The organism is Kribbella sp. NPDC055071, assembly GCF_053608045.1.
In genome coordinates this window covers 17,404-37,238 of sequence record NZ_JBSGUS010000040.1, presented here as the reverse complement: position 1 = coordinate 37,238, position 19,835 = coordinate 17,404, and the positions used below count along the sequence as shown (strand labels likewise).

The 19,835-nt window shown below is 67.6% G+C and carries 18 protein-coding genes and 1 tRNA gene; 9 read left to right on the top strand and 10 right to left on the bottom strand.

All coding sequences use genetic code 11. The annotated features are described in order from the left end of the window. The first annotated feature begins 225 nt into the window (after positions 1-225). Positions 226-1,791, top strand: a complete 1,566-nt coding sequence (locus ACWF4Z_RS36735) for a hypothetical protein (RefSeq protein WP_452247844.1) — start codon at positions 226-228, stop codon at positions 1,789-1,791. Between the two features lie 44 nt (positions 1,792-1,835). Here ACWF4Z_RS36735 and dcd read toward each other — a convergent pair whose 3' ends face one another. Then, positions 1,836-2,411: a dCTP deaminase gene (gene dcd / locus ACWF4Z_RS36730; protein WP_452247843.1), complete on the bottom strand. Its 576-nt coding sequence runs from the start codon at positions 2,409-2,411 to the stop codon at positions 1,836-1,838. A gap of 220 nt (positions 2,412-2,631) precedes the next feature. Then, entirely contained in the window at positions 2,632-3,072 is a 441-nt protein-coding gene (locus ACWF4Z_RS36725; RefSeq protein WP_452247842.1) for a MarR family winged helix-turn-helix transcriptional regulator, read from the bottom strand. Positions 3,073-3,428: 356 nt separating this feature from the next. On the opposite strand from ACWF4Z_RS36725, the gene ACWF4Z_RS36720 reads away from it, so the two are divergent. Both ACWF4Z_RS36720 and ACWF4Z_RS36715 read left to right on the top strand, forming a co-directional pair. Continuing rightward, a tRNA-Gly gene (locus ACWF4Z_RS36720) sits at positions 3,429-3,502 on the top strand. 446 nt (positions 3,503-3,948) lie between these two features. Beyond that, positions 3,949-4,239 (top strand): hypothetical protein, encoded by a 291-nt coding sequence (locus ACWF4Z_RS36715; protein ID WP_452247841.1) that lies wholly within the window; start codon positions 3,949-3,951, stop codon positions 4,237-4,239. A gap of 285 nt (positions 4,240-4,524) precedes the next feature. Here ACWF4Z_RS36715 and ACWF4Z_RS36710 read toward each other — a convergent pair whose 3' ends face one another. Together ACWF4Z_RS36710 and ACWF4Z_RS36705 are read right to left on the bottom strand one after the other, a co-directional pair. Further along, complete coding sequence (locus tag ACWF4Z_RS36710; protein WP_452247840.1) at positions 4,525-4,935, bottom strand: hypothetical protein; 411 nt, start codon at positions 4,933-4,935, stop codon at positions 4,525-4,527. Between the two features lie 152 nt (positions 4,936-5,087). Beyond that, positions 5,088-5,693 (bottom strand): TetR/AcrR family transcriptional regulator, encoded by a 606-nt coding sequence (locus ACWF4Z_RS36705; protein ID WP_452247839.1) that lies wholly within the window; start codon positions 5,691-5,693, stop codon positions 5,088-5,090. A gap of 152 nt (positions 5,694-5,845) precedes the next feature. Between ACWF4Z_RS36705 and ACWF4Z_RS36700 the strand changes: the two genes are divergently transcribed. Next, a complete protein-coding gene (locus ACWF4Z_RS36700) occupies positions 5,846-7,870 on the top strand; it encodes a hypothetical protein (RefSeq protein ID WP_452247838.1) in 2,025 nt (674 codons plus the stop codon). 82 nt (positions 7,871-7,952) lie between these two features. Next, positions 7,953-10,469, top strand: a complete 2,517-nt coding sequence (locus ACWF4Z_RS36695) for a polysaccharide lyase family 8 super-sandwich domain-containing protein (protein ID WP_452247837.1) — start codon at positions 7,953-7,955, stop codon at positions 10,467-10,469. Here the strand turns inward: ACWF4Z_RS36695 and ACWF4Z_RS36690 are convergent. The 5 genes from ACWF4Z_RS36690 to ACWF4Z_RS36670 are packed head-to-tail and all read right to left on the bottom strand — an operon-like array spanning position 10,411 to position 14,303. After that, positions 10,411-10,917, bottom strand: a complete 507-nt coding sequence (locus ACWF4Z_RS36690) for a MarR family winged helix-turn-helix transcriptional regulator (protein WP_452247836.1) — start codon at positions 10,915-10,917, stop codon at positions 10,411-10,413. The two genes, ACWF4Z_RS36695 and ACWF4Z_RS36690, sit on opposite strands and share 59 nt — an antisense overlap. Before the next feature lie 12 nt (positions 10,918-10,929). Beyond that, on the bottom strand, positions 10,930-11,529 hold the full coding sequence (locus tag ACWF4Z_RS36685; protein WP_452247835.1) for a DJ-1/PfpI family protein: 600 nt from the start codon (positions 11,527-11,529) through the stop codon (positions 10,930-10,932). Between the two features lie 33 nt (positions 11,530-11,562). Beyond that, positions 11,563-12,582: a DNA polymerase III subunit beta family protein gene (locus tag ACWF4Z_RS36680; RefSeq protein WP_452247834.1), complete on the bottom strand. Its 1,020-nt coding sequence runs from the start codon at positions 12,580-12,582 to the stop codon at positions 11,563-11,565. A gap of 34 nt (positions 12,583-12,616) precedes the next feature. After that, positions 12,617-13,135, bottom strand: coding sequence for an AAA family ATPase (locus ACWF4Z_RS36675; RefSeq protein ID WP_452247833.1), 519 nt, complete (start codon positions 13,133-13,135; stop codon positions 12,617-12,619). Between the two features lie 16 nt (positions 13,136-13,151). Continuing rightward, a complete protein-coding gene (locus ACWF4Z_RS36670) occupies positions 13,152-14,303 on the bottom strand; it encodes an anhydro-N-acetylmuramic acid kinase (RefSeq protein WP_452247832.1) in 1,152 nt (383 codons plus the stop codon). A 127-nt stretch (positions 14,304-14,430) separates the two neighbouring features. On the opposite strand from ACWF4Z_RS36670, the gene ACWF4Z_RS36665 reads away from it, so the two are divergent. From ACWF4Z_RS36665 to ACWF4Z_RS36655, 3 genes are all read left to right on the top strand, one after another. Beyond that, on the top strand, positions 14,431-14,928 hold the full coding sequence (locus tag ACWF4Z_RS36665; RefSeq protein ID WP_452247831.1) for a SigE family RNA polymerase sigma factor: 498 nt from the start codon (positions 14,431-14,433) through the stop codon (positions 14,926-14,928). Next, positions 14,925-16,286: a hypothetical protein gene (locus ACWF4Z_RS36660; protein WP_452247830.1), complete on the top strand. Its 1,362-nt coding sequence runs from the start codon at positions 14,925-14,927 to the stop codon at positions 16,284-16,286. The genes ACWF4Z_RS36665 and ACWF4Z_RS36660 overlap by 4 nt, the downstream gene beginning before the upstream one ends. Before the next feature lie 144 nt (positions 16,287-16,430). Further along, a complete protein-coding gene (locus tag ACWF4Z_RS36655) occupies positions 16,431-17,330 on the top strand; it encodes an endo-beta-N-acetylglucosaminidase H (protein WP_452247829.1) in 900 nt (299 codons plus the stop codon). Here the strand turns inward: ACWF4Z_RS36655 and ACWF4Z_RS36650 are convergent. Further along, a complete protein-coding gene (locus ACWF4Z_RS36650; protein ID WP_452247828.1) occupies positions 17,327-17,842 on the bottom strand; it encodes a histidine phosphatase family protein in 516 nt (171 codons plus the stop codon). The two genes, ACWF4Z_RS36655 and ACWF4Z_RS36650, sit on opposite strands and share 4 nt — an antisense overlap. Positions 17,843-17,956: 114 nt before the next feature. Here ACWF4Z_RS36650 and ACWF4Z_RS36645 point away from each other — a divergent pair, with 114 nt between their 5' ends. After that, positions 17,957-19,816 (top strand): acyl-CoA dehydrogenase, encoded by a 1,860-nt coding sequence (locus ACWF4Z_RS36645; protein ID WP_452247827.1) that lies wholly within the window; start codon positions 17,957-17,959, stop codon positions 19,814-19,816. The last annotated feature ends 19 nt before the right edge of the window (positions 19,817-19,835 follow it).

Genomic DNA, 19,835 nt, shown 5'->3' with positions numbered 1-19,835 from the left:
AAACGCTCGACTGGGACACCCCAGCCGAGGGCTTGCGTGATCTACTCACTACCTAGAAACCAGCACGGTGTTGCAACGACCCCTAGAAATCGCCGACTCCCGGGCCCTTTTCGTTTGTGCGGACTGCAGCTTCCTGCAATCCCCGGTGCACAACGGCGATCCGGACCTGACAACACGCTAGGTTTTCAAGCGATCATTTCGGTCCACTTGGGGAGAAGAGCAACGATGCAGCGTCCGACAGCCAAGGCCGTCGCCACCGCCGCCACACTGGTCATCCTGCTCGCCGGTTGCGGCGGTAAGGACGACACCAAGAGCTCGGGCTCTGGTGAGACCGCGGCCGGCACGACGCCGACCACACCGGCGGCTCCGCCGGTCGCCTCGTTCGATCCACCCAAGGATTTCGCGGTCTCGGCGGCGTATCCGGTCCCGCGCAACGACAACGACGACATCTACGCGCTGAGCGCCGGGATGATCGGCCGGACCGCAGTGCTCGCCTCCAACACCGGGCTCAAGGCGTACGACGTCGCCGCCCAGCACGCGCCCTGGACCGTGGCGGCGACCACCACGCCAGAGACGATCAAGATCCTCGACCACACCAGGCCCATGACGGCCCAGGTCGACGGCAAGGACGCGGTCGTGATCGCCTGGGCCCAGTCCGACAAGGGCGGCGGCACGGTGAAGGCGCACGGGCTGGTAGTGGTCCAGTGGTTCGATCCCACCGAGGGCAAGAAGCTCGCCGAGGCGACGTACGACGTGGCCTCCCTCGGCCCCGGTGGCACAGTGGACGCCATCACCTCCGAGAGCGTCGACAGCGCTACCGGTCAGGTTGCGTTGGCGGTGCACCCGCAGATCACCGCGGCGACCTACGGAAAGTCGGTCACGCAGCTGTCGATCTTTGCCGACCCGAAGACCCAGAAGGCCACCGGGATCCCGGGCGTCTCGGCCGGTGGCGTCCTGAACGGTGTCGTCGTCGCTGCCAGGGAGAGCTCGTCGGAGAACGCGAAGGACAGCGCGATCGTGCTCGCCGACGGCGCGTCCGGCAAGATCACCAAGCAGATCCCGACGAAGCAACAGTTGCTGACCGTCTCCGGGGCCGGGACTAAGCACGCCTACTTCAGTGCATCGTCGTACACCGGGATCACCCAAGCAGGCACGAGCACCTACAGCAGCTCGTTCTTCGCCGCCGACATTGCGAGCGGCGCTGTCGTCGAGACCAAGTCGACGCGCGAGAACAACGAGCGCTACGACTACTCCTGCCTCGGCGACCAGGCGAGCGCGATCGTCTGTAACACCCGCGCCCAGGGCACCGCCAGCGACGAGATCTTCGCGGTCGACGACAGCACCGGCAAGAGGCTCTGGGGTTACACCGACGAATCGGCCGGCCGGGTGGTGCCGCAGATCACCGCCGCCTTCCACGGCGTCTTCTACGGGCGGGCACAGGGCCTGCCGATCGCACTGACCGCTGCCGATGGCAAGGACCTCCCGCTCACCAAGACCTCGACCGGAACCGCCACCCCTGGCAGCGACTCGACCGCGACGCCGGGCTCTTCGGAGACGCCGGGCTCGTCCGAGACGCCGGGCGGCGGCAGCACGCCGAGCGGCCCGCAGAGCGTGGACCCGTCCGGCGATCAGGCGAGCGCCTTCGGCTCGGACCTCTCGCTGTACGACACCCAGCTGGGGATTCGGACTCCGGACGCAGTGACGCAGTTCGGTGGCGTCTACCTGCAGGGATCCCGCGGCGACGACTTGGAGATCCAGAAGGTCCTGGTGACGTTGAAGCCGACCGCCTGATCCAACCCACACTCAAGGGCGTCTTCCGGCGCCCTTGGGTGTGCTCAGACGTCGGTGCGGTGGAAGTTCAGGAACGAGCGGGACGGCGTCGGGCCGCGCTGGTCCTGGTAGCGCGAGCCATACTGCTTCGATCCGTACGGGTGCTCTGCGGGTGAGGAGAGGCCGAAGAAGCAGAGCTGGCCGATCTTCATCCCCGGCCACAGCTTGATCGGCAGGGTTGCGACGTTCGACAACTCCAGCGTCACGTGCCCGGAGAAGCCGGGGTCGATGAACCCGGCGGTGGAGTGCGTCAGCAAGCCGAGCCGGCCCAGCGAGGACTTGCCCTCCAGCCGCGCCGCCACGTCGTCGGGCAGCGTCACCAGTTCGTACGTCGATCCCAGCACGAACTCACCGGGATGCAGGATGAACGGCTCGTCCCCGTCCGGCTCGACCAGCCGGGTCAGGTCGGGCTGTTCCTCGGCCGGGTCGATATGCGGGTACCGGTGGTTCTCGAAGACCCGGAAGAATCGGTCCAGCCGGACGTCGACACTCGACGGCTGCACCATCGCAGCGTCGAACGGGTCCAGCTGGACCCGCTTCGCGTCGATCGCGGCCAAGATGTCACGGTCGGAGAGCAGCACGAACGCAACTTAGCAGCGCAATCCCCGTCAGCCCAGCCGACGGCGTGAATACTTCGTCCGGACAATACCGGGTGCAATGGCCGGTGGTGGATCGTCCGGAGCCCTCAGCTCTCCGGCGGGACCGCACCACCAGACCATTTCCCGACCTTGATCCCGGTACCGTTGGGCCACATCTCGACGACAGCGCCCGGAACTCAGATCTGGGCCATAGGCAACTAACTCAGTCGGCCAGCTTGTTGAACCGCGACACCTGGGTGGCGAAGGTCTTCACCTGCGCCGGCGACCAGTCCTTGAGCAGGTCCTCGATCACCTTGTGCCGCTTCTTCCGGGCCGCTGCCAGCTTGCGCTTGCCGGCCGCGGTCAGCGTGAGCAGGGTCGCCCGCGCGTCCGACTTGTCGGCCGCCCGCTTCAGCAGGCCTTCCTCTTCCAGCCGCGCGCAGGCCCGGCTGACCGGCCCCTTGTCCACCTCGAGCGCAGCCACCAGGTCGGCCATCCGCACCGGCGCCAGCTCCTCGACGTGGTTCAGCAACGCGTACTGCGCCGGCTCCAAGTCCGGGTGTGCCTCGTCGGACAGCGTCCGCTGCAGACCGCGCAGCCGGCGAGCCATCGTGACGAGCTCCTTCTCCAGGTTCTCCAGCGCGTCACTCGTGTCTGTTGCCACCGTTCACCCCTTCATCCAGTTGCCCCGCAACCATCTTGTCCGGTCCCTGCGAGGACCGCATCCTCACGTTGCGTCGAATGTTGCCCCCGGCAACGCGTTCTAATCTGCCAGAAGATGACGGGCCTGCCCAGTCCTGAGCGGACCCTTTGTGGAAAACTGCCCAAGAACCCCCCGCGCTAACCGCCGAAGAACCCCTTTTCGATGCATCCGGCACCATCCCCCTGACCGCGCAACAACTCGACCCGGCATTCCCGGGCCGATTGTCCGTCGCGTCCGCCCGCCAACCCGCCCACCCGCCGTGCGTGCACCCCCACCCATCGGCTATGCTCGTCTGCGCTTGCCGGTCACACCGGTGCGCGGGTGTAGTTCAATGGCAGAACATCAGCTTCCCAAGCTGACAGTGCGAGTTCGATTCTCGTCACCCGCTCCACGAGGACACGCCAGGTCAGAGCCTACTTCCGACCTGGCGTTCTGCTGTCTCACGACTCCTGCGGCAGGTCGGTGCCATGACGTGCCCGCTCGGGCCGGCAACCCCGTCGCCACCATCTTCATCCGGCCTCTTGGCCACATCCTCGCCAGTCAGGTCGGCGATCAAGGGTTCCGACATCCGCCCGGCTAGTTGCCGCCACCGACTGTCCCGGGCGTGGATGTCGCGAACAGCAGCAACCGGCCGCGTCTCCCACCCGCAGCATGAACTCGACGCGAATCGCGCCGGCCCCAGGATCCAAGCACAGTTCAGGATGCATTGCAGAAGATGGTCGACACCGCGTCCACGGGACGCGGACCGGGTGAGACCATCGAATCCGCGGGCGAGGGCGCCGTCTCCCGACCCCCGGATACCACCGGGTAGGCGCACCAAACAGGAGGTTGACCCGGATGGAACTTGGCGCGGCAGAGATCCGAGCTCAGAACGAGATGCGGCTTGCTCATTTCCGGGCATATTCGGCCCTGCCGACCAAGATCGTCGAATTGGCGGAGCTTTATCGGACCGCCGCTCCGACCGAGTCGGAGGACGAGACCGTCCAACGAATTGCCAAACTGTTCGACACCTCACCTGAGGTTGCCTTCGCGATCCACAATTGCCAACTGCTCTACCTCCACCCGCAGAAGCAGGCAGCTGTCCGCGAAGAGATCGAGAGCCTGGAGGAGTACCTCCGACGCCCCTAGACACGACTTGACGACGCTCCGATCGCAGCTTGCACCGTGCCAGGCCGGAGGGAACTGCCAGTCACGGGTGCTCAACTGCGGTTGCTCGACGGAAGATCTCTGGTCGGGTCGAAGGTTGACCTGCGCAACGGCCTGCCGACGAAACGGATGCTTCAGGCAATCGTTTGACACACAGCCATTGGCTCCCGGCGATGCTCTGGACCTTGGCGCCGGTGCCGTCGGCAACTGCCTGCCTGCGTCGCACTGCCTGGATGAGCCTTCGCCTCGGGTCGGGTGGTGCGTGGGTCAGATGATGGGGCCGGTGTTGATGGATGTGCTGGACTGGGCGCCGATGAACGGGTTGTTTGCGGCCCAGAGGTCGCCGGGCTGGTAGTTCGGTACGTCGAAGTCGCAGACCACCCAGCCGCCGGCCTCGCCGCGGCCGTTGAAGCACTCGCGGCCCCACTTGGTGTGGCTGGGCAGCGACTTGATCGTGCCGGCCGCGGACTGGCCGTTCGCCTTGGTGTCCTTCACCCAGACCTTGTCCGAGCCGGACTGGTAGCACGCCTTCGCGCCGGTCACCGACACGCACGTCACACCGGACGGCGGCGGACCGCTCGGCTTGCCGTCCGTGGCCGACGCCGCGGTCGCCGTCCCGCCGGCGATGACGACTGCCAGCGCGGGAACCGCAACCAGTACGCGTCCAAGCCTGCTCATGTCCTTCTCCTCACGTAGAAACCTCAGGTCCCGTGGACCTCGAGCTCGACGATCCGGGACTGGGTGTGGTCGTTTCCGTCAGGGCAGAGGATACGTGCGGCGTCAGCCAACGACAGGGCGAGGTCCACCGTGTTCCGCAACTGTTGCCTTGGTCAACCGTTTGGCCGATGCGGCGCGATCGTCAGGTCGAGCTGGTCGGCGAGGAACGTGCCGAGCGAGCCCCATCCGTTGACCGTCCAGACCTGCAGCGCGCCGGTGAAGCAGACCAGGGTGTGACGGGCGAGAGCCGGTACGTCGGTATGCGCGCGGAGCTCACCAGCGTCGACGGCGGCCTGATAGAGCCTGGCGCAGCTGTCCACGACGGCGGCGGAGCGTGCCAGTGCATGGGCGCGAAACTCGGGATCGGCGACATCGAGGCCGTTGCCGACCTCCTCGCGATGTTTGGCCGGGGCAACGGACGAGAGCAGGAAGTCTCGGACGGCGGCCAAGGGTGACCTGTTCCGTGCTTCGGCCTGCTCGGCGGCGCGGAGCAGGAGGTCCGACGATCGGGCTGCGGACGCGAGCAGGAGGCCACGCTTGGAGCCGAAGCGCTGCAGCAGCGTCGGCGCCGCCAGCCCGACCCGGGAACCGACGGCCGCGAGGGTCAGCTGCGCCAGGCCCACCTCGGCCAGCACCTGGCGGGTCGCGTCCAGGATCACGTCGTCGCTGACGAGCCGTGGCCGGGCCACTCCACCGCCTCCGAGTTTGTGAACCGCCATTCGTTAATTGATGGAACAGTAACAGATCCGTGCGCACTCAGTTATGTAGTGGCAACGGATGAAACACGGGGTCCAGGGATGGGTTCCGCGCGGCGTTCGTTGCCCGGTCCACCCGCCGCGGCCCGGGCTCGTCGTACAACGGGAGCCTTTTCATGCGTTTCGCCCGCACCGCTCTGGGTCTGCTGCTGACTGTGGCCGGCCTGGTGGTCACCGTCGCCGGAGCCCTGGCCGCCTTCTGGCTGGTCGGCCCGGACAATACGATCTCCACGCCCGGCCGATCGCTCAGCAGCCAGGGCCTGGCCGTCATCACCGCACCCAATCTGCTCGACCGGCACGGTCCGACCCTGCACGTGACCGCGACCGGCGACAAGCCGCTGTTCGTCGGCGTCGGCCAGGACCTCGACGTTCGCGACTACCTGAGCAGCTCTGCGCACACGCGACTGGTCCGCTTCGACCCGCCGGCGACGTTCGGCACGCAGGAGATGCGCGGTGGCACCAGCAAGCTGACGCCGCCCGGCAAGCTCGACTGGTGGGTGGCGCGGTCCGGGACCGGCGAGTCGACCGTCGCGTGGCCGATCCAGGACGGCCGGTACGACGTCGTCGTGATGAACGCGGACGGCAGCCCGGCGGTCGGCGCCCAGGTGCGCTTCGGCATTCAGATCCACCGCGCCTTCGGCCTCAGCCTCGTCGTCCTCGGCGCCGGCGTCCTGATCCTCGCGCTCGGCCTGATGCTGGCGTTCCGCCGCCGGCCGGCGCGCACTGCGGCCACCACCATCACCACCGCGCCGATCAGCATCCCCGCGGCGCGCATCAAGACCAACGAGCCTGCCTACTCTGCGCCCATTCAGCCGGTATTGGCTCCCAAGCCGGTGGTGCCGGTCCCCGCCGAGCGTGTTTCGCCGTTCGCGCCGGAGCGGGTCAGCCCGTTCGCACCAGCGCCAGCACCCGCATCGGCACCCTCGCCCGTGCCGGCGGCCCCGATGTTCATGTCAGCCGCAGCCGTCGCCCGGGCGAAGTCTCCCCGCCTCGTCGGGGTCGGCGTCGTCCAGAACAACCGAGCCCACGACGAACGCCCGTACGACGAGCCCGCACCCGACGACCGTGCGTCCGCGGAACCGGCGCCCGAGGAGGAGCCGGAGACTGTCTCGCTGGTCGAGTCGCCCGAGTTCCAGAAGAGCGACGAGGCCGTGCGCAGGACCGCCGCCCTGCTGGCGAGCGGTGCAATGTTGCTCACGACAACGAGTTGCGGCCTGCTCCCGGCGAAGAACACCGCCGAGGCCAGCGAGAGCCGCCCGGCCGTCACGCTCGCGGAGGGACAGGCCGTCGTCAGCCGGTACAACGAGCTGAACAACAAGGCCAACCAGACCCGCGACGCGAAACTCTCGTCGACCATCGAGGCGGATCCGACGCTGGCCCAGACCCGGGCCGGTTTCCTGATCGGCAGCAAGCTCGACAGCGCGGGGAAGGACAAGGACAAGCCGTTCACCTACACGGACCCGAAGATCGGTGCGCCGGTCTTCACGTCGTACCCGATGCGGTTCGTGGTCGACTCCGGGATCTCGGGCGCGCCCGACAGCCGTCAGCTCGGCGTGTGGGAGCGGCAGAGCGCGGCGACGCCCTGGCTGCTGACCCACTCGGTGTATCCGTCGAAGGCGGTCAAGGTGCCGTCGATCGACGGTCTCCGCAGCCTGGGCAGTTCCGACGTGCAGAAGCTCAGCAGCCCGCCGGCCACGGTCGGCAAGGACCTCGCGGCGTACTTGACCGGTGGCGCGAAGGCCCCGCAGTCCAAGCTGTTCGTGCCCTCTCCGGGTACGACGAAGCTGCTCGAGCTCCGGGCCAAGTCCAAGCTCACGGACACCGCGGAGCCGTACATCGCGGGCGTCACCGACACCTACCAGCTCTCCGGTGAGCCGCTCACCTTCATCACGGCATCCGGCGAGGCGCTGGTCTTCCTCTCGCTGACCGAGCAGTACCTGCAACGCGTCGAGCCGGGGTCGAATGCGTACTGGACCAGCGGCGAGGCGACGGCGTTCAGCGGCAGCACGGTCAAGTACACGCAGACCTTGCACCAGGACTACCTCCACCAAGTCGCGCTGGTCATCCCCACCAAGGCGGCCGGCACGCCCATCGGCATCCTCTCGATGGACGTCCAACTGGTCGGCGCTGGCGGGTCCTAAATTGCGGTAAGCGGTTGCCGGAAGATAGTTCCGCCTGCTTGACTCCCGGAGTGAGGTTTTTCCCCTTCGCCCGGGAGTACCAGTGGACATCACCCGCCGCCGCCTGCTGTCGTTCGTGCCCGCCACCGCTCTGTTGACAGCGGTCAACCCCGCGCCAGGAGCCCGGGCAGCCACCACCGGCGACATCAACCCGCTGCTGACCAACGCGATCGCGATCTACGCCGGTACGGCGGAATCCAACGCGCGCCCCGAAGTCGCGGCCAAGCTCGCCTCCCTCGACAGCACCGCTCGCACCTGGCTGAAGGCGCTGGACACCGCCGGCGCCGGCGAGCTCTTCAAGGGGCTTCCACTCGGGACCAGCGATCCGAACCTGAGTGCGTCGTACCAGCATCTCTATGAGATCGCGCTCGCGACCAAACGACCCGGACCGGCGTCGGACCTGCAGGGCAACGAACAGATCCGGACCCGGGTGGCCGACAAGCTGGTCTGGCTGCACGAGAACTACTACGGCGACCAGTCGAAGGGGTACTACGGCAACTGGTTCACGTGGGAGATCGGGATCTCGACGTTCGTGTCGAAGACCCTCGCTCTGCTGGACGCCCCGGCGGCGCTCGTCGCGCTGTACGTCCCCTCGATGGACGCCTATCTGCGCAACGGCAAGAACGGCGATGTCGACCTCGACTCACGCTTCCACACCGGCGCCAACCTCGTCGACATCACCGCGAACCGGGTGTTGCAGGGCGCGCTGATGGGCGACGACGCGCGGATCCAGAAGGCGTTGCAGGACCAGTTCACCGTGTTCGCGACCGTCGACCCGTACAACCTGCAGCACGGTGTCACGGACGGGTACTACGCCGACGGCTCGTTCATCCAGCACTCGTCGGTCGCGTACACGGGCTCGTACGGAAAGGCCCTGCTCAGCCGGGTCGTGCAGACGATCAAGATCCTCGCCGGCACCGACTACGAAAGGAAGGAAGGAAAAGAAGGAGATGGGGAAGGCGGCGACGACTTGGTCGGCGTGGTCCAGGGGTGGGTCGAACACGGGTTCGCGCCGCTGATCTTCGAGGGCTGGATGATGGAGATCGTCAAGGGTCGCGCGGTCTCCCGCACCGCGACCGGGTACGACGATGTCGCGGTCGTCGTGGAGGCGATCGTCGATCTGGCCGACTATGCGACGGGCCCGGATTCGGCCCGGTTGAAGGCGTTCGCGAAGTTCACCGCCCGGCCGACGATCAATCCGACGTCGTTCGTGTCCCCGGTGAGCGTCGCTCGATTCGCGGACATCGCGGCCGATCCGGCGATCGTCCCGGCGGATCTGAATCCAGCCGCGAGCAGTACGGCGTTCAACGCGATGGACCGCACTGTGCATCGTCGGCCCGGGTACGCGTTCGCGCTGGCGCGGAACTCGGAGCGGATCAGCAAGTACGAGTACATGAGTGGCGAAAACCTGATGCCATGGTTCCAGGGCGACGGCGCGCACTACCTGTATCTGGCCGGTCAGGATCAGACCCAGGCGTACGGCGTCGACTACTTCACGACCGTTTCGCCGTACGCGCTGAGCGGCGTCACCGCGCCGGTAGAGGCCCGCAAGTCCGTCCCCGAGCTGTACGGGACGCAGTACTACGACAATCCACCGACCTTCACGTCGTCGTCGGAGGCGCAGAACACCTATGTGTACTTCCCGACCGGGACCAACGTGCACTCCGGCGGCGCGACGCTCGATGCGTACGGCGCGGTCGGGTGGGTGCAGTCGGACGACTTCGCCTACGCGTCCCGGGAGAGCCTGCCGGACGACTTCGTCGTGTATCGCAACGCGTCGGCGACCAAGTCGTGGTTCCTGCTCGACGACGGGATCGTCGTACTCGCGGCCGGGGTCGGTGACGCGACCCGCGCGGTGACCACGACCTTGGACACCCGGATCGCCGGTCCGGCGTCGGCCGTCGCGGTTTCCGGCGTACGACGGGATGGGCGCGCCTGGACCGGGATTGGGACGGTTGATCCGCGGTGGCTTCGCTACACCGATGGACAGGTGTCGTTGGGGTACTACTTCCTGCAGCCGAGCACTGTGGCGGTCGGGCTCGAGCAGGTGACACGAAGCCGGCGGGTGGTGCGCACGTCGAATCCGGATACTGCGGTGACCAAGCAGGTGTTCGGTCTCACCGTCGCCCAGCCGGCCGGTGCGACAAGGGCGATGGCGTACGCATTGGTGCCTAACGCAACGGAATCGGGACTGGGTTCGTATCGGCACGGGCGGGTCTCGGTGCTCTCGAACACCTCACGTTTACAGGCGATTCAGCACCTTGGGCTGCGGTTGACCGGCGTGAACAGCTTCACGCCGGGCCATCACACCCTTCCAGGCCTGACCATCGACGGGCCTGCTTCCGTGCTGCTGCAACGTCAAGCGGACGCCGTTGTGGTCTCAGTCACCGACCCCACGACCAAACGCTCCTCGGTCACGGTCCATCTCTGGGGTCAGTACCTGCGGGGCGACTCGCCGGACGTGCAGGTCACGCGCACTCTGACGGGCACGCGGCTGACTTTCAGGACTGATCAGACGTATGGCCGGAGTCTGACGGTCCGGCTTGTTCGAGCTCGGTGATCAGGGTCCGCATGGTGGCGAGCGTCGTCCGCAGATCGTCGAGGTCGACGGACTTGCTGAGCTCCGCCGTCCACGGGTGCTGGACGACGGCTATCCGGCGGATCGCCAGATAGCCGGCCTCGGTACAGGCGAGCAGTTTGGCCCGGCGGTGCGCGGGATTCGGCCGGTACTCGGCCAGCCCGCGCTCGACCAGCAGGTCGGCGATCCGCTGCACCGCCTGCCGGCTCACCCCCATGATCCGGCCGACGTCGGCGACCGACCGCGGCTCGTCCAGCACGCCGCCCAGCACCTGCCACCAAGCCGCGGTCAGTCCGCCGTGTGCGGCCAAGTCCTGGGCGGCCTCGAGCAGCCGGGCATTCAGCCGGAAGGTGGCCAGGACGACGTCCGTCAAGACAATCCCACCCTCCGTGGCCGGCTGAGCCTCGGGCCACTCGTCGCGCGCTGTCACACCATCACTCAATCAGCTGAGGAGTACGCCGTACGCCGCGGGGTCCGCCCGATGGAACACACCCTCGTATGCGGTCAGCTTCGGCTCGCGCAGGAGCCCGAGCTGCGCCAACGTCGCCGCCGCGAACTGCACCGGCGCGTCAGGCCCAGCTGTGATCAGATTCCCATCGGCGAACGCCCTGGCGTCGACGTAGTTGTCGGTGCCTTGGTAGCCCGTTGCCTGCAGGTACTCCTTCGCCGCGCTCGTGTGCTTCCGCTCGTCCAGCAGCCCCGCCCGAGCCAGTCCGGCCGTCGCCCCGCAGATGGCCGCCACCGGCACCGACGCCTCCAGGAATCGCGCCGCCAGCTTGGCGAACGCATCCCCGCCACCGGCATCCCACTCACCCGATCCCGCGAGCACCAGCAGATCGCCGGCGTCCGGCTCGACGTCCGCGATGGTCACATCCGGAACCACCCGCAGCCCGCCCATGGTCACCACCGGCTCCAGCGACTCGCCGACCGTCACGACAGTCCACGGCACGCCAGTGAACCGTCCAGTCCGCAACTCGACCGTCAGGTGCCCGATCTCCCAGTCCGCGAACGTGTCATAAACCGCTACATAAGCTGTCCTCATAGACAACATGTTGTCATAGACGACAACATGTTGTCAATGGGTCTCGCCCGGTTCGAGGCGCACGGGCATGACCAGCGTGGTGAAGGTCCCTTGGTCGGCGGAGCGGACTACGACGGGACGGTCCTCGGCGCAGATCTCCAGGAGGACGTCGGGGCCGACACTGGCCTCCAACGCGGCAGTGAGCAGAGGTGCGGTGAACCCGATCCGGGTCGCGCCTGACCCGATGACGTCCAGCGTCACCTCGTCGTCGATCGAGAGGGTGTTCGCGGTGATGTCGAAGGCGACCACCTCGCGGCCGACCAGCGCCGCGATCAACGCGAGTCGATCCACGACCACCCGGCAGACAACTGGAGTCAGGCCCTCGAGAATCGTCGCGTACGCCGGATACTCGGCCGCCACCACCGTGAGCGCGCGAGTCTCGTCCCCGCGGACCAGCTCACAGCCCACGCTGGTGAGTTCCAACCGAACGACGTCACCCCCGGCCGCCCACCGAGCGAGTCCCGCGAGTTCGGCGGCCGGCACGAGCACCTGTCCCGCCGGACCTTCGGACCCCACCGACCGGACAGTTCGCACCGCTAGCCGATACCGATCCGTCGCCACGAACGTCACCTCGTCCGGGCCGAGTTCGATCAGCACGGTGTCCAGCACCGGGAAGTCATTGGCTGCGGCCGGCGCGACCTGACGGATCGCGCTGGCGAACTCGGCACCGCCGAGTACCGCCGTTGTCTGCTTGGCCAGGAGCTGGGTGAGGAGGTGATCTGCGGCCGCGCGGGCCGCGGCGGTCTTGGACTCGACCGTGCGGAGGTGTGCTCGCACGAGCTCCGCGAGTACGGCGGGATCGGCATCCAACGCGACCCGGACGTCGGCCAGTGGGAGGTCGATCTCGCGCAGGTCGCGGAGCAGACGAGCTCGGGGTTGCTGGGACGGCGAGTAGTAGCGGTACCCGTTCGAGCCGTCCACCTCGGCCGGTGGCAACACTCCGCAGTCGTCGTAGAACCGCAGGGCGCTCGGCGCCAACCCCACCAACCGCGCAAACTCACTGATCGTCAACATGACCCAGACCCTCGCCCCTGCACCAACTCGAAGGTCAACTGCGGAGGCGTCCCCACAGGCTCAACGTCTTGCCGAAGCGTTCGCCGCGGATCCAGTCCAGGATGCTGCGGGCCACGCGCTCCGGTGCGACATCGCCACGCACCGATCGTGGCACGTACTTGCGCAGCTCGGCCGCGTCCGCGAGCGCCTCCTCGATCTGGACCGGGAGCCAACCACGGCCGGCCAGCCGCTTACGTCGTACGGCGTCCGGACAGTCCAGATGCAGCCACCGGCCCTCCGGCAGTTCCGCCGGCAGCGCTGGGGACAGCAACAACACCGGGATCCCGGACCGCCGGATCAGCTCGGTGATCCGCAACCACAACGCGTTGTACGCCGGCCAGATGGGAGCCGCGGTCGGACTCGCGATGTCCAGCCCGAGCAACCGGCCGTGATCGTCCAGTAGCTCGTCCATGTCCATCACCACCAGGTTGCCCGGATTCAACCGAACCAACTCCGGTACCACCGTCGATTTCCCCGCACCAGGCGCACCAGTCACCACGAACAGCCTCGTCACAGCACTAGTGTGCAGCTCACTGCAATACGAGCTGCTGGGGAGGCCGCGCGTCGCGTGGGACCATCGGCAGCCCAGCCGACCCCGGGGTCACCGAGCCGAGCAGGCTGGTGTGCCGTGCGCCCGTGCAACTCGGCACGGTCCCACCCAGCCCGTGGACGGTCAGGAATCCCAGTACGGCGAACGCGAGCGCCTCCTTCGCCGCGGACGGGAGCGCGAGCTCATCCGTCGTACGCAACGGCACACCCAACTCCGACCCGAGCAGATGCATCAGCACCGGATTGCGGATCCCGCCACCGGACGCGATCACCTCGGTCCCGCCGTACCGCCGTACGGCGTCAGCCACCGTCCGAGCCGTCAGCATCGTCAGCGTCGCGACCAGGTCGGGTCCGGGGATCTCCGGCAGACCCTCCAGCGCCCGAGCGAGGTACGCGAGGTTGAACAGCTCCTTCCCGGTCGACTTGGGCGCGGGCCGGCCGTAGTACGGCTCCGCCAGCAACCGTTCGAGCAACTCGGCATTCACCGTGCCACGCGCGGCCATCACACCGTCGGCGTCGAACGGGCGGCCGGTCAGCTCGGTCATGGCCGCATCGATCAGCGCGTTCGCCGGACCGGTGTCGAAGGCAACCGGTTCGCCGTGGACGACGGTGATGTTCGCGATCCCACCGAGATTGAGAGCCACCGGTACGCCGGGCCGCCCGCGCAGCCAGAGCACGTCGAGGATGCTGACCAGTGGCGCACCTTGTCCACCCGCGGCCACATCCCGCGCCCGCAGATCCGACACGACCGTGATCCCCGTTGCTTCGGCGATCCAGGCCGGCTGTCCGAGCTGCAACGTCCCGCGGACCGTTGCCCCGTCGACCCAATGGAACACCGTCTGCCCGTGCGACACGATCAGATCCGCATGCCCGCCACACAGTTGCTCGACCGCCTGCTGAGCAACCTGCGCGAAAGCCTGCCCGATCGAGGTGTCCAGCGTGCACACCTGCTCCATGGTCGTGCTTGCCGGCGGCAACGACGCGGCCACCGCGGCCCGCACCGAGGCCGGGTAGGGCTGGCTGAGGAGACCGAGCGGCGTCAGGACCAACTGATCCCCGTCCAGCCGCAGCTCCGCGGCCGCGGCGTCGATCGCGTCGTACGACGTCCCCGACATCAATCCGATGACACGCATGGCAAGTCCCGCCTATCGTCGTGTACTGGCCTTCCGGGCCGTGTCCCCTGCCTGAACCCGTGCATGCAACCTTCCCTGTGCCCGCGGTGTCTACCTCCTTACCAGACCGATCACAGAGGAGGGGTGAATGGTCACCCGTGGTGACGATTTCGACGACTTCGTCCGCGGCAGCTCGACCCGGCTGCTGCGGACCGCCGTACTGCTGACCGGCGAGCGGGCCGCGGCCGAGGATCTCGTGCAGGAGATGTACGAGCGGCTGTACGTCCACTGGCGCCGGATCCACACGGCACCTGAGGCCTACGCCCGCAAGACGCTGGCCACCCTGTCCGCGAACCGGTGGCGCAGCCGCAGCCGCAAACCCGAGGTGTCGCTGGGCACCCACGACGAGCCGACGCCGGACGGCTCGGACACTCTCGCCGTCAGGGAGCAGCTGTTGACCGCACTGCAACAGCTGCCGCCGCGACAACGTGCGGTCATCGTGCTGCGGTACTACGAGGACCTCACCGAAGCACAGACCGCGGACGCGCTCGGCTGTTCCGTCGGCACCGTGAAGAGCCAGGCGTCCCGCGCCCTCGATCGGCTCCGCCTCATCACCGAACCCGCGATCCTGGAAGGACTCCGATGACCGACACCGAACTCAAGCACCGGCTGAGCGCCGAGGTCGACGACATCGAGGCGCCCGCAGACCTGCTCGACCGCGCCCGCGCCGGTGGTGCGCGCCGCCTTCGCCGTCGCCGCTTCCTCGCGCTGAGCGCGGCCGCCGCGGCCGTGGTCGTCGTCGGTGGTGTCGCCGTCAGCGGCCAGGCCGTCCTCGACCACCTGAGCGACAGCCCGGTCGCGGGCACTCCGGCCCCGGGCGACCCGTACGCGTTCCTGATGAACGGCACGACCGGTGGCGATCTTGCCGGCGACGAGATCTACCTCAACGAAGTCCTGAAGACCTGGCGGACGTCACACCGCAAGTCGATCAACTTCAGCCGCGGCATCTTCGACCACATGCAGGGCAATGCCAAGGTCGCCTGGGCCGGGAACACTCCTGGCGGCCGGGCCGCGATCGTGGTCGAGTACGCCGACCTGCGCAACCACACCGACGTGCAGCTCGATCACGAGGGGGTTGCCACCCTGATCGGCTTCGTCGGCGACGGCAAGAACGGGAAGCCGACCGTGATCGGCGACGGCTACCCGGTCCCGGGTTCGTCGCTGGCGGCGGGATTCGTGGTCGAGAAGGCCGGCACCAAGGCCTTGGTCGCCATCGACATGAACGGCCGCAAGATCGGCTGGTCGACGGGCCGCACGTACGAGGCCGACGGCTCGGTCCAGCGGAAGTTCTCGGCGCTGAGCTTCCGCGACCACGTGAGCGTCGTGACGCTGGCCGCCGACCAGCAGCTCGGCGCCCTTCGACTCACCAGGCTCCCCAGCCCGGCGGGGTTCTCCGATCTGAGCATCGTCAACGGCGATGTGAACGCCGCGCCGCCTTCCACCGAGGGCAGGCGGCTGTGGGAAGACGTCCCGGACTTCCAGCTCTGGCCGATGACGAACGGCGCGAACAGCCTCAAAGCCAAGGCGGCCGCTCGGTTCGATCAGGCGGTCTCCGCCGTGAGCGACCAGAACGCCTTCTCCGTCAGCAACTCGATGTGGACCGGGTACGGCGTGACCGCCAACGGCACCGCGGTGTACATCGGCGAGCAGCAGCTCGAGCTGGACCCCACTCATATCTACGCCGTCCTCCAGCCGAAGACCGGAAAGGCGAAGATCGTCTCCGGCGGCGTCCCCGACGGGGACGACATCCTGCCGGTCTCGATCAAGCTCCCCGACAACCAGGGCTGGGCGATCGCCCGCTACCAGGCGAAGCTCTCCTACCGGATCGACGGCGGCGCCTGGAGCCAGGAGCGGTCCGACGCGCTCCTGGTCCCGGCCGGCACCACCGTCGAGGTCAGGGTGGTCCGGAACGGCGACATGGCAGACATCGTCACCCTGCACTGATCCCTTGACACCGGAGGTGCGCCGATCGATGATCGGGATCGCTATACCGGTTTATCTCCTGTCGCCGCCTGGCTCTCCGGCCAGGCGGCGACGGACACTTAACCGTTATAGCGACCGCCCACTCTTGACGAGGAGTCGCAGCTCATGAAGAGAAGGACCCTGTTGTCAGCCCTCGCCGCCGGGACCGCGGCGGCCGCGACCGGTGTCGCGCTGCCCGCCGAAGCGGCATCGACACACTGCCGGGCCCGCAAGACCGGCCCGGTCACCGTGGCCTACATCGAGGTCAACGACCACAGCATGCTGAGCGCCGGCAAGTACACGCTGGCCACCGACGGCGCCCAGGTGATCGACGTCGCGGTGATCTTCGCGGCGAACATCAACTACGACGGCACGAACGCCTACCTGTCCTTCAATCCGCAGGTGACGAACGTCCTGACCAACGCCGCCACCCAGATCCGCCCGCTGCAACAGAAGGGCATCAAGGTCCTGCTGTCGGTCCTCGGCAACCACCAGGGCGCCGGCTTCGCGAACTTCCCGACCCAGGCCGCCGCGGACGCGTTCGCGCAACAGCTCGCCGACGCCGTCAACCGCTACGGCCTGGACGGTATCGACTTCGACGACGAGTACGCCGAGTACGGCAACAACGGCACCGGCCAGCCGAACGATTTCTCCTTCGTCTACCTGGTCCAGGCTCTGCGCCAGAAGCTGCCGAACAAGCTGATCACGCTCTACGACATCGGCCCGGCCGCGGATCGCCTCACCTACAACGGCCAGAGCATCGCCAACACCTTCAACTACGCCTGGAACCCGTACTACGGCACGTGGGGCGTCCCCAGCGGCCCGACCTCGAAGTCGCGCCTCTCCCCGGCCGCCATCTCGTACACCGCCACCAGCTCCGCCACCGCCGCGAGCCTGGCCCAGCGCACGGTCACCGAGGGGTACGGCGTCTTCCTCACCTACAACCTGACCGAGTCCGACACGTCGGCGTACATGTCGGCGTTCACGCAGAAGCTGTACGGCAGCGCGACCGTCTACAAGCCCTAGACCACGTACTCCCAGCCTGGTTGCCAGTTGAACGGGGACACGATCAGGTCCTCCATCGGCGCGCGGCTGCCGAGGAGGTGTTCGAGCGCCCACCGGTTCGCCGAGTGGGCGATGACGAGCACCACCTGGCCGTCGTACCAGCGCTTGAGGTCGGTCAGGAACGAGCGGGTCAGCTCGACCACGTCCCAGTAGCTCTGGCCTCCGGGGAACGGTTTGTGGACCCGGTCGACGCGCGGATCCAGCGCGTCGACCGGTGCTCCGTTGAGTTCGCCGTAATCGCACTCGCGGAGTCGCCAGTCCTGCAGATGCGGCGCCGTCAGCCCGGACAGCTCGACCGTCTGCACCGCACGCCGCAGATCCGAGCTGAACACCACATCGACGTCTCCACGCCGCGGGCCGATCTCGGCCGCCAGCCGGCGTCCCTCCGCCGACAGCTCACCCGGCAGCCAGCCGGTCGCGATCCCGCGTTCGTTGTCGACCGTGATCGAGTGCGTTTCGTAGATGAGCTTCACACCTCACACCGAACCATACTTTCCCCTCGTTACCCGTGGGTATATACTCAAGTTACTCGCGAGTATCACGCTGGACGCCGCGAACCGTACGCCGCGAAGAGGTTGGGGAATCCTGTGAGTCACTACAAGTCGAATCTGCGGGACATCGAGTTCAACCTGCTCGAGGTCCTGGGCCGTGACGCGGTGCTCGGGCAGGGCCCGTACGCGGATATGGACGTCGACACCGCCCGCGACGTGCTGGCCGAGATCGACCGGCTGGCCAAGCACGAGATCGCCGAATCCTTCACCGAGGCCGACCGCAACCCGCCGGTCTTCGACGCCGACACGCACGAGGTCCGGCTGCCGGAGGCGTTCAAGAAGAGCTACCACGCCTACATGGACGCCGAGTGGTTCAAGCTCGAGCTGCCGGCCGAGCTCGGCGGTCAGCCGACCCCGCCGTCGCTGCGCTGGGCCGCCGCGGAGCTGATCCTCGGCGCCAACCCCGCCGTACACATGTACGCCGTCGGCCCGAACTTCGCGCACGTCCTGTGGCGCAACGGCACCGAGCGGGACCAGAAGATCGCGCGCCACATCATCGAGCGCGGCTGGGCCGGCACCATGGTGCTGACCGAGCCGGACGCCGGTTCCGATGTCGGCGCCGGGCGGACCAAGGCCACGCTGCAGGACGACGGCAGCTGGCACATCGAGGGCGTCAAGCGGTTCATCACCTCGGGTGAGCACGACCTGACCGAGAACATCATCCACTTCGTCCTGGCCCGGCCGCAGGGCGTCGAGGGCGCGGGCGGTCCGGGCACCAAGGGCCTGAGCCTGTTCGTGGTCCCGAAGTACGACTTCGACGTCGAGACCGGCGAGCTGACCGGAGAGCGCAACGGCGCCTTCGTCACGAACGTCGAGAAGAAGATGGGCATCAAGGTCTCCACGACGTGCGAGATCACCTTCGGCGACGGCGTACCGGCGAAGGGCTGGCTGCTCGGCGAGGTGCACAACGGCATCGCGCAGATGTTCCAGGTGATCGAGTACGCGCGGATGATGGTCGGCACCAAGGCGATCGCGACGCTGTCGTCCGGCTACCTGAACGCGCTCGAGTACGCCAAGGAGCGGGTGCAGGGCGCGGACATGACCCAGCCGGCCAAGGACGCGCCGCGGGTCACGATCACCCACCACCCCGACGTACGACGTTCGCTGCTGACCCAGAAGGCGTACGCCGAAGCACTGCGGGCGCTGGTGCTGTTCACCGCGACCTACCAGGACCGCGCCGAGCAGGCCCGGTACGCCGGTGAGCACGACGCGGTGGCCGAGGGCGTCAACGACCTGCTGCTGCCGCTGGTCAAGGGGTACGGCTCGGAGAAGTCGTGGACCCTGCTCGGGACCGAGTCACTGCAGACCCTCGGTGGATCCGGCTTCCTGCAGGACTACCCGATCGAGCAGTACGTGCGCGACGCGAAGATCGACACGCTGTACGAGGGCACGACCGCGATCCAGGGTCAGGACCTGTTCTTCCGCAAGATCATCAAGGACCAAGGCAAGGCGCTGGGCCACCTGGCCGAGCAGATCCAGGGCTTCGTGGCCTCCGAGGCCGGCAACGGCCGGCTCAAGGAGGAGCGCGCGCTGCTGGCGAAGGGCCTCGAGGACACCCAGAAGATCCTGGGCGTGATGGGCCAGGCGCTGATGGCGAGCAACCCACAGGCCGAGAACGGCGACCCCCGCAACGTCTACAAGGTCGGCCTGAACACATCCCGCCTGCTGTACGTCCTCGGCGACGTGGTCTGCTCCTGGCTGATGCTGCGCCAGGCCGAGGTCGCGCTCAACGCACTAGGCGGCGAGCTCTCCCCGACCGAGCAGGACTTCTACACCGGCAAGGTCGCAGCAGCCCAGTGGTTCGTCCGTACGACGATGCCGACAGTCCGAGCCGAACGAGTCAAGGCCGAACTCACCGACCTCGACATCATGGACCTCCCCGAGACCGCGTTCTGAAAACTCCTCCGGCTCGGTC

Coding starts and splice junctions, on each gene's coding strand:
- ACWF4Z_RS36735 (WP_452247844.1), top strand. CDS start 226: ATGCAGCGTCCGACAGCCAAGGCCGTCGCCACCGCCGCCACACTGGTC.
- ACWF4Z_RS36715 (WP_452247841.1), top strand. CDS start 3,949: ATGGAACTTGGCGCGGCAGAGATCCGAGCTCAGAACGAGATGCGGCTT.
- ACWF4Z_RS36710 (WP_452247840.1), bottom strand. CDS start 4,935: ATGAGCAGGCTTGGACGCGTACTGGTTGCGGTTCCCGCGCTGGCAGTC.
- ACWF4Z_RS36705 (WP_452247839.1), bottom strand. CDS start 5,693: ATGGCGGTTCACAAACTCGGAGGCGGTGGAGTGGCCCGGCCACGGCTC.
- ACWF4Z_RS36700 (WP_452247838.1), top strand. CDS start 5,846: ATGCGTTTCGCCCGCACCGCTCTGGGTCTGCTGCTGACTGTGGCCGGC.
- ACWF4Z_RS36685 (WP_452247835.1), bottom strand. CDS start 11,529: ATGAGGACAGCTTATGTAGCGGTTTATGACACGTTCGCGGACTGGGAG.
- ACWF4Z_RS36680 (WP_452247834.1), bottom strand. CDS start 12,582: ATGTTGACGATCAGTGAGTTTGCGCGGTTGGTGGGGTTGGCGCCGAGC.
- ACWF4Z_RS36670 (WP_452247832.1), bottom strand. CDS start 14,303: ATGCGTGTCATCGGATTGATGTCGGGGACGTCGTACGACGCGATCGAC.
- ACWF4Z_RS36665 (WP_452247831.1), top strand. CDS start 14,431: ATGGTCACCCGTGGTGACGATTTCGACGACTTCGTCCGCGGCAGCTCG.
- ACWF4Z_RS36660 (WP_452247830.1), top strand. CDS start 14,925: ATGACCGACACCGAACTCAAGCACCGGCTGAGCGCCGAGGTCGACGAC.
- ACWF4Z_RS36655 (WP_452247829.1), top strand. CDS start 16,431: ATGAAGAGAAGGACCCTGTTGTCAGCCCTCGCCGCCGGGACCGCGGCG.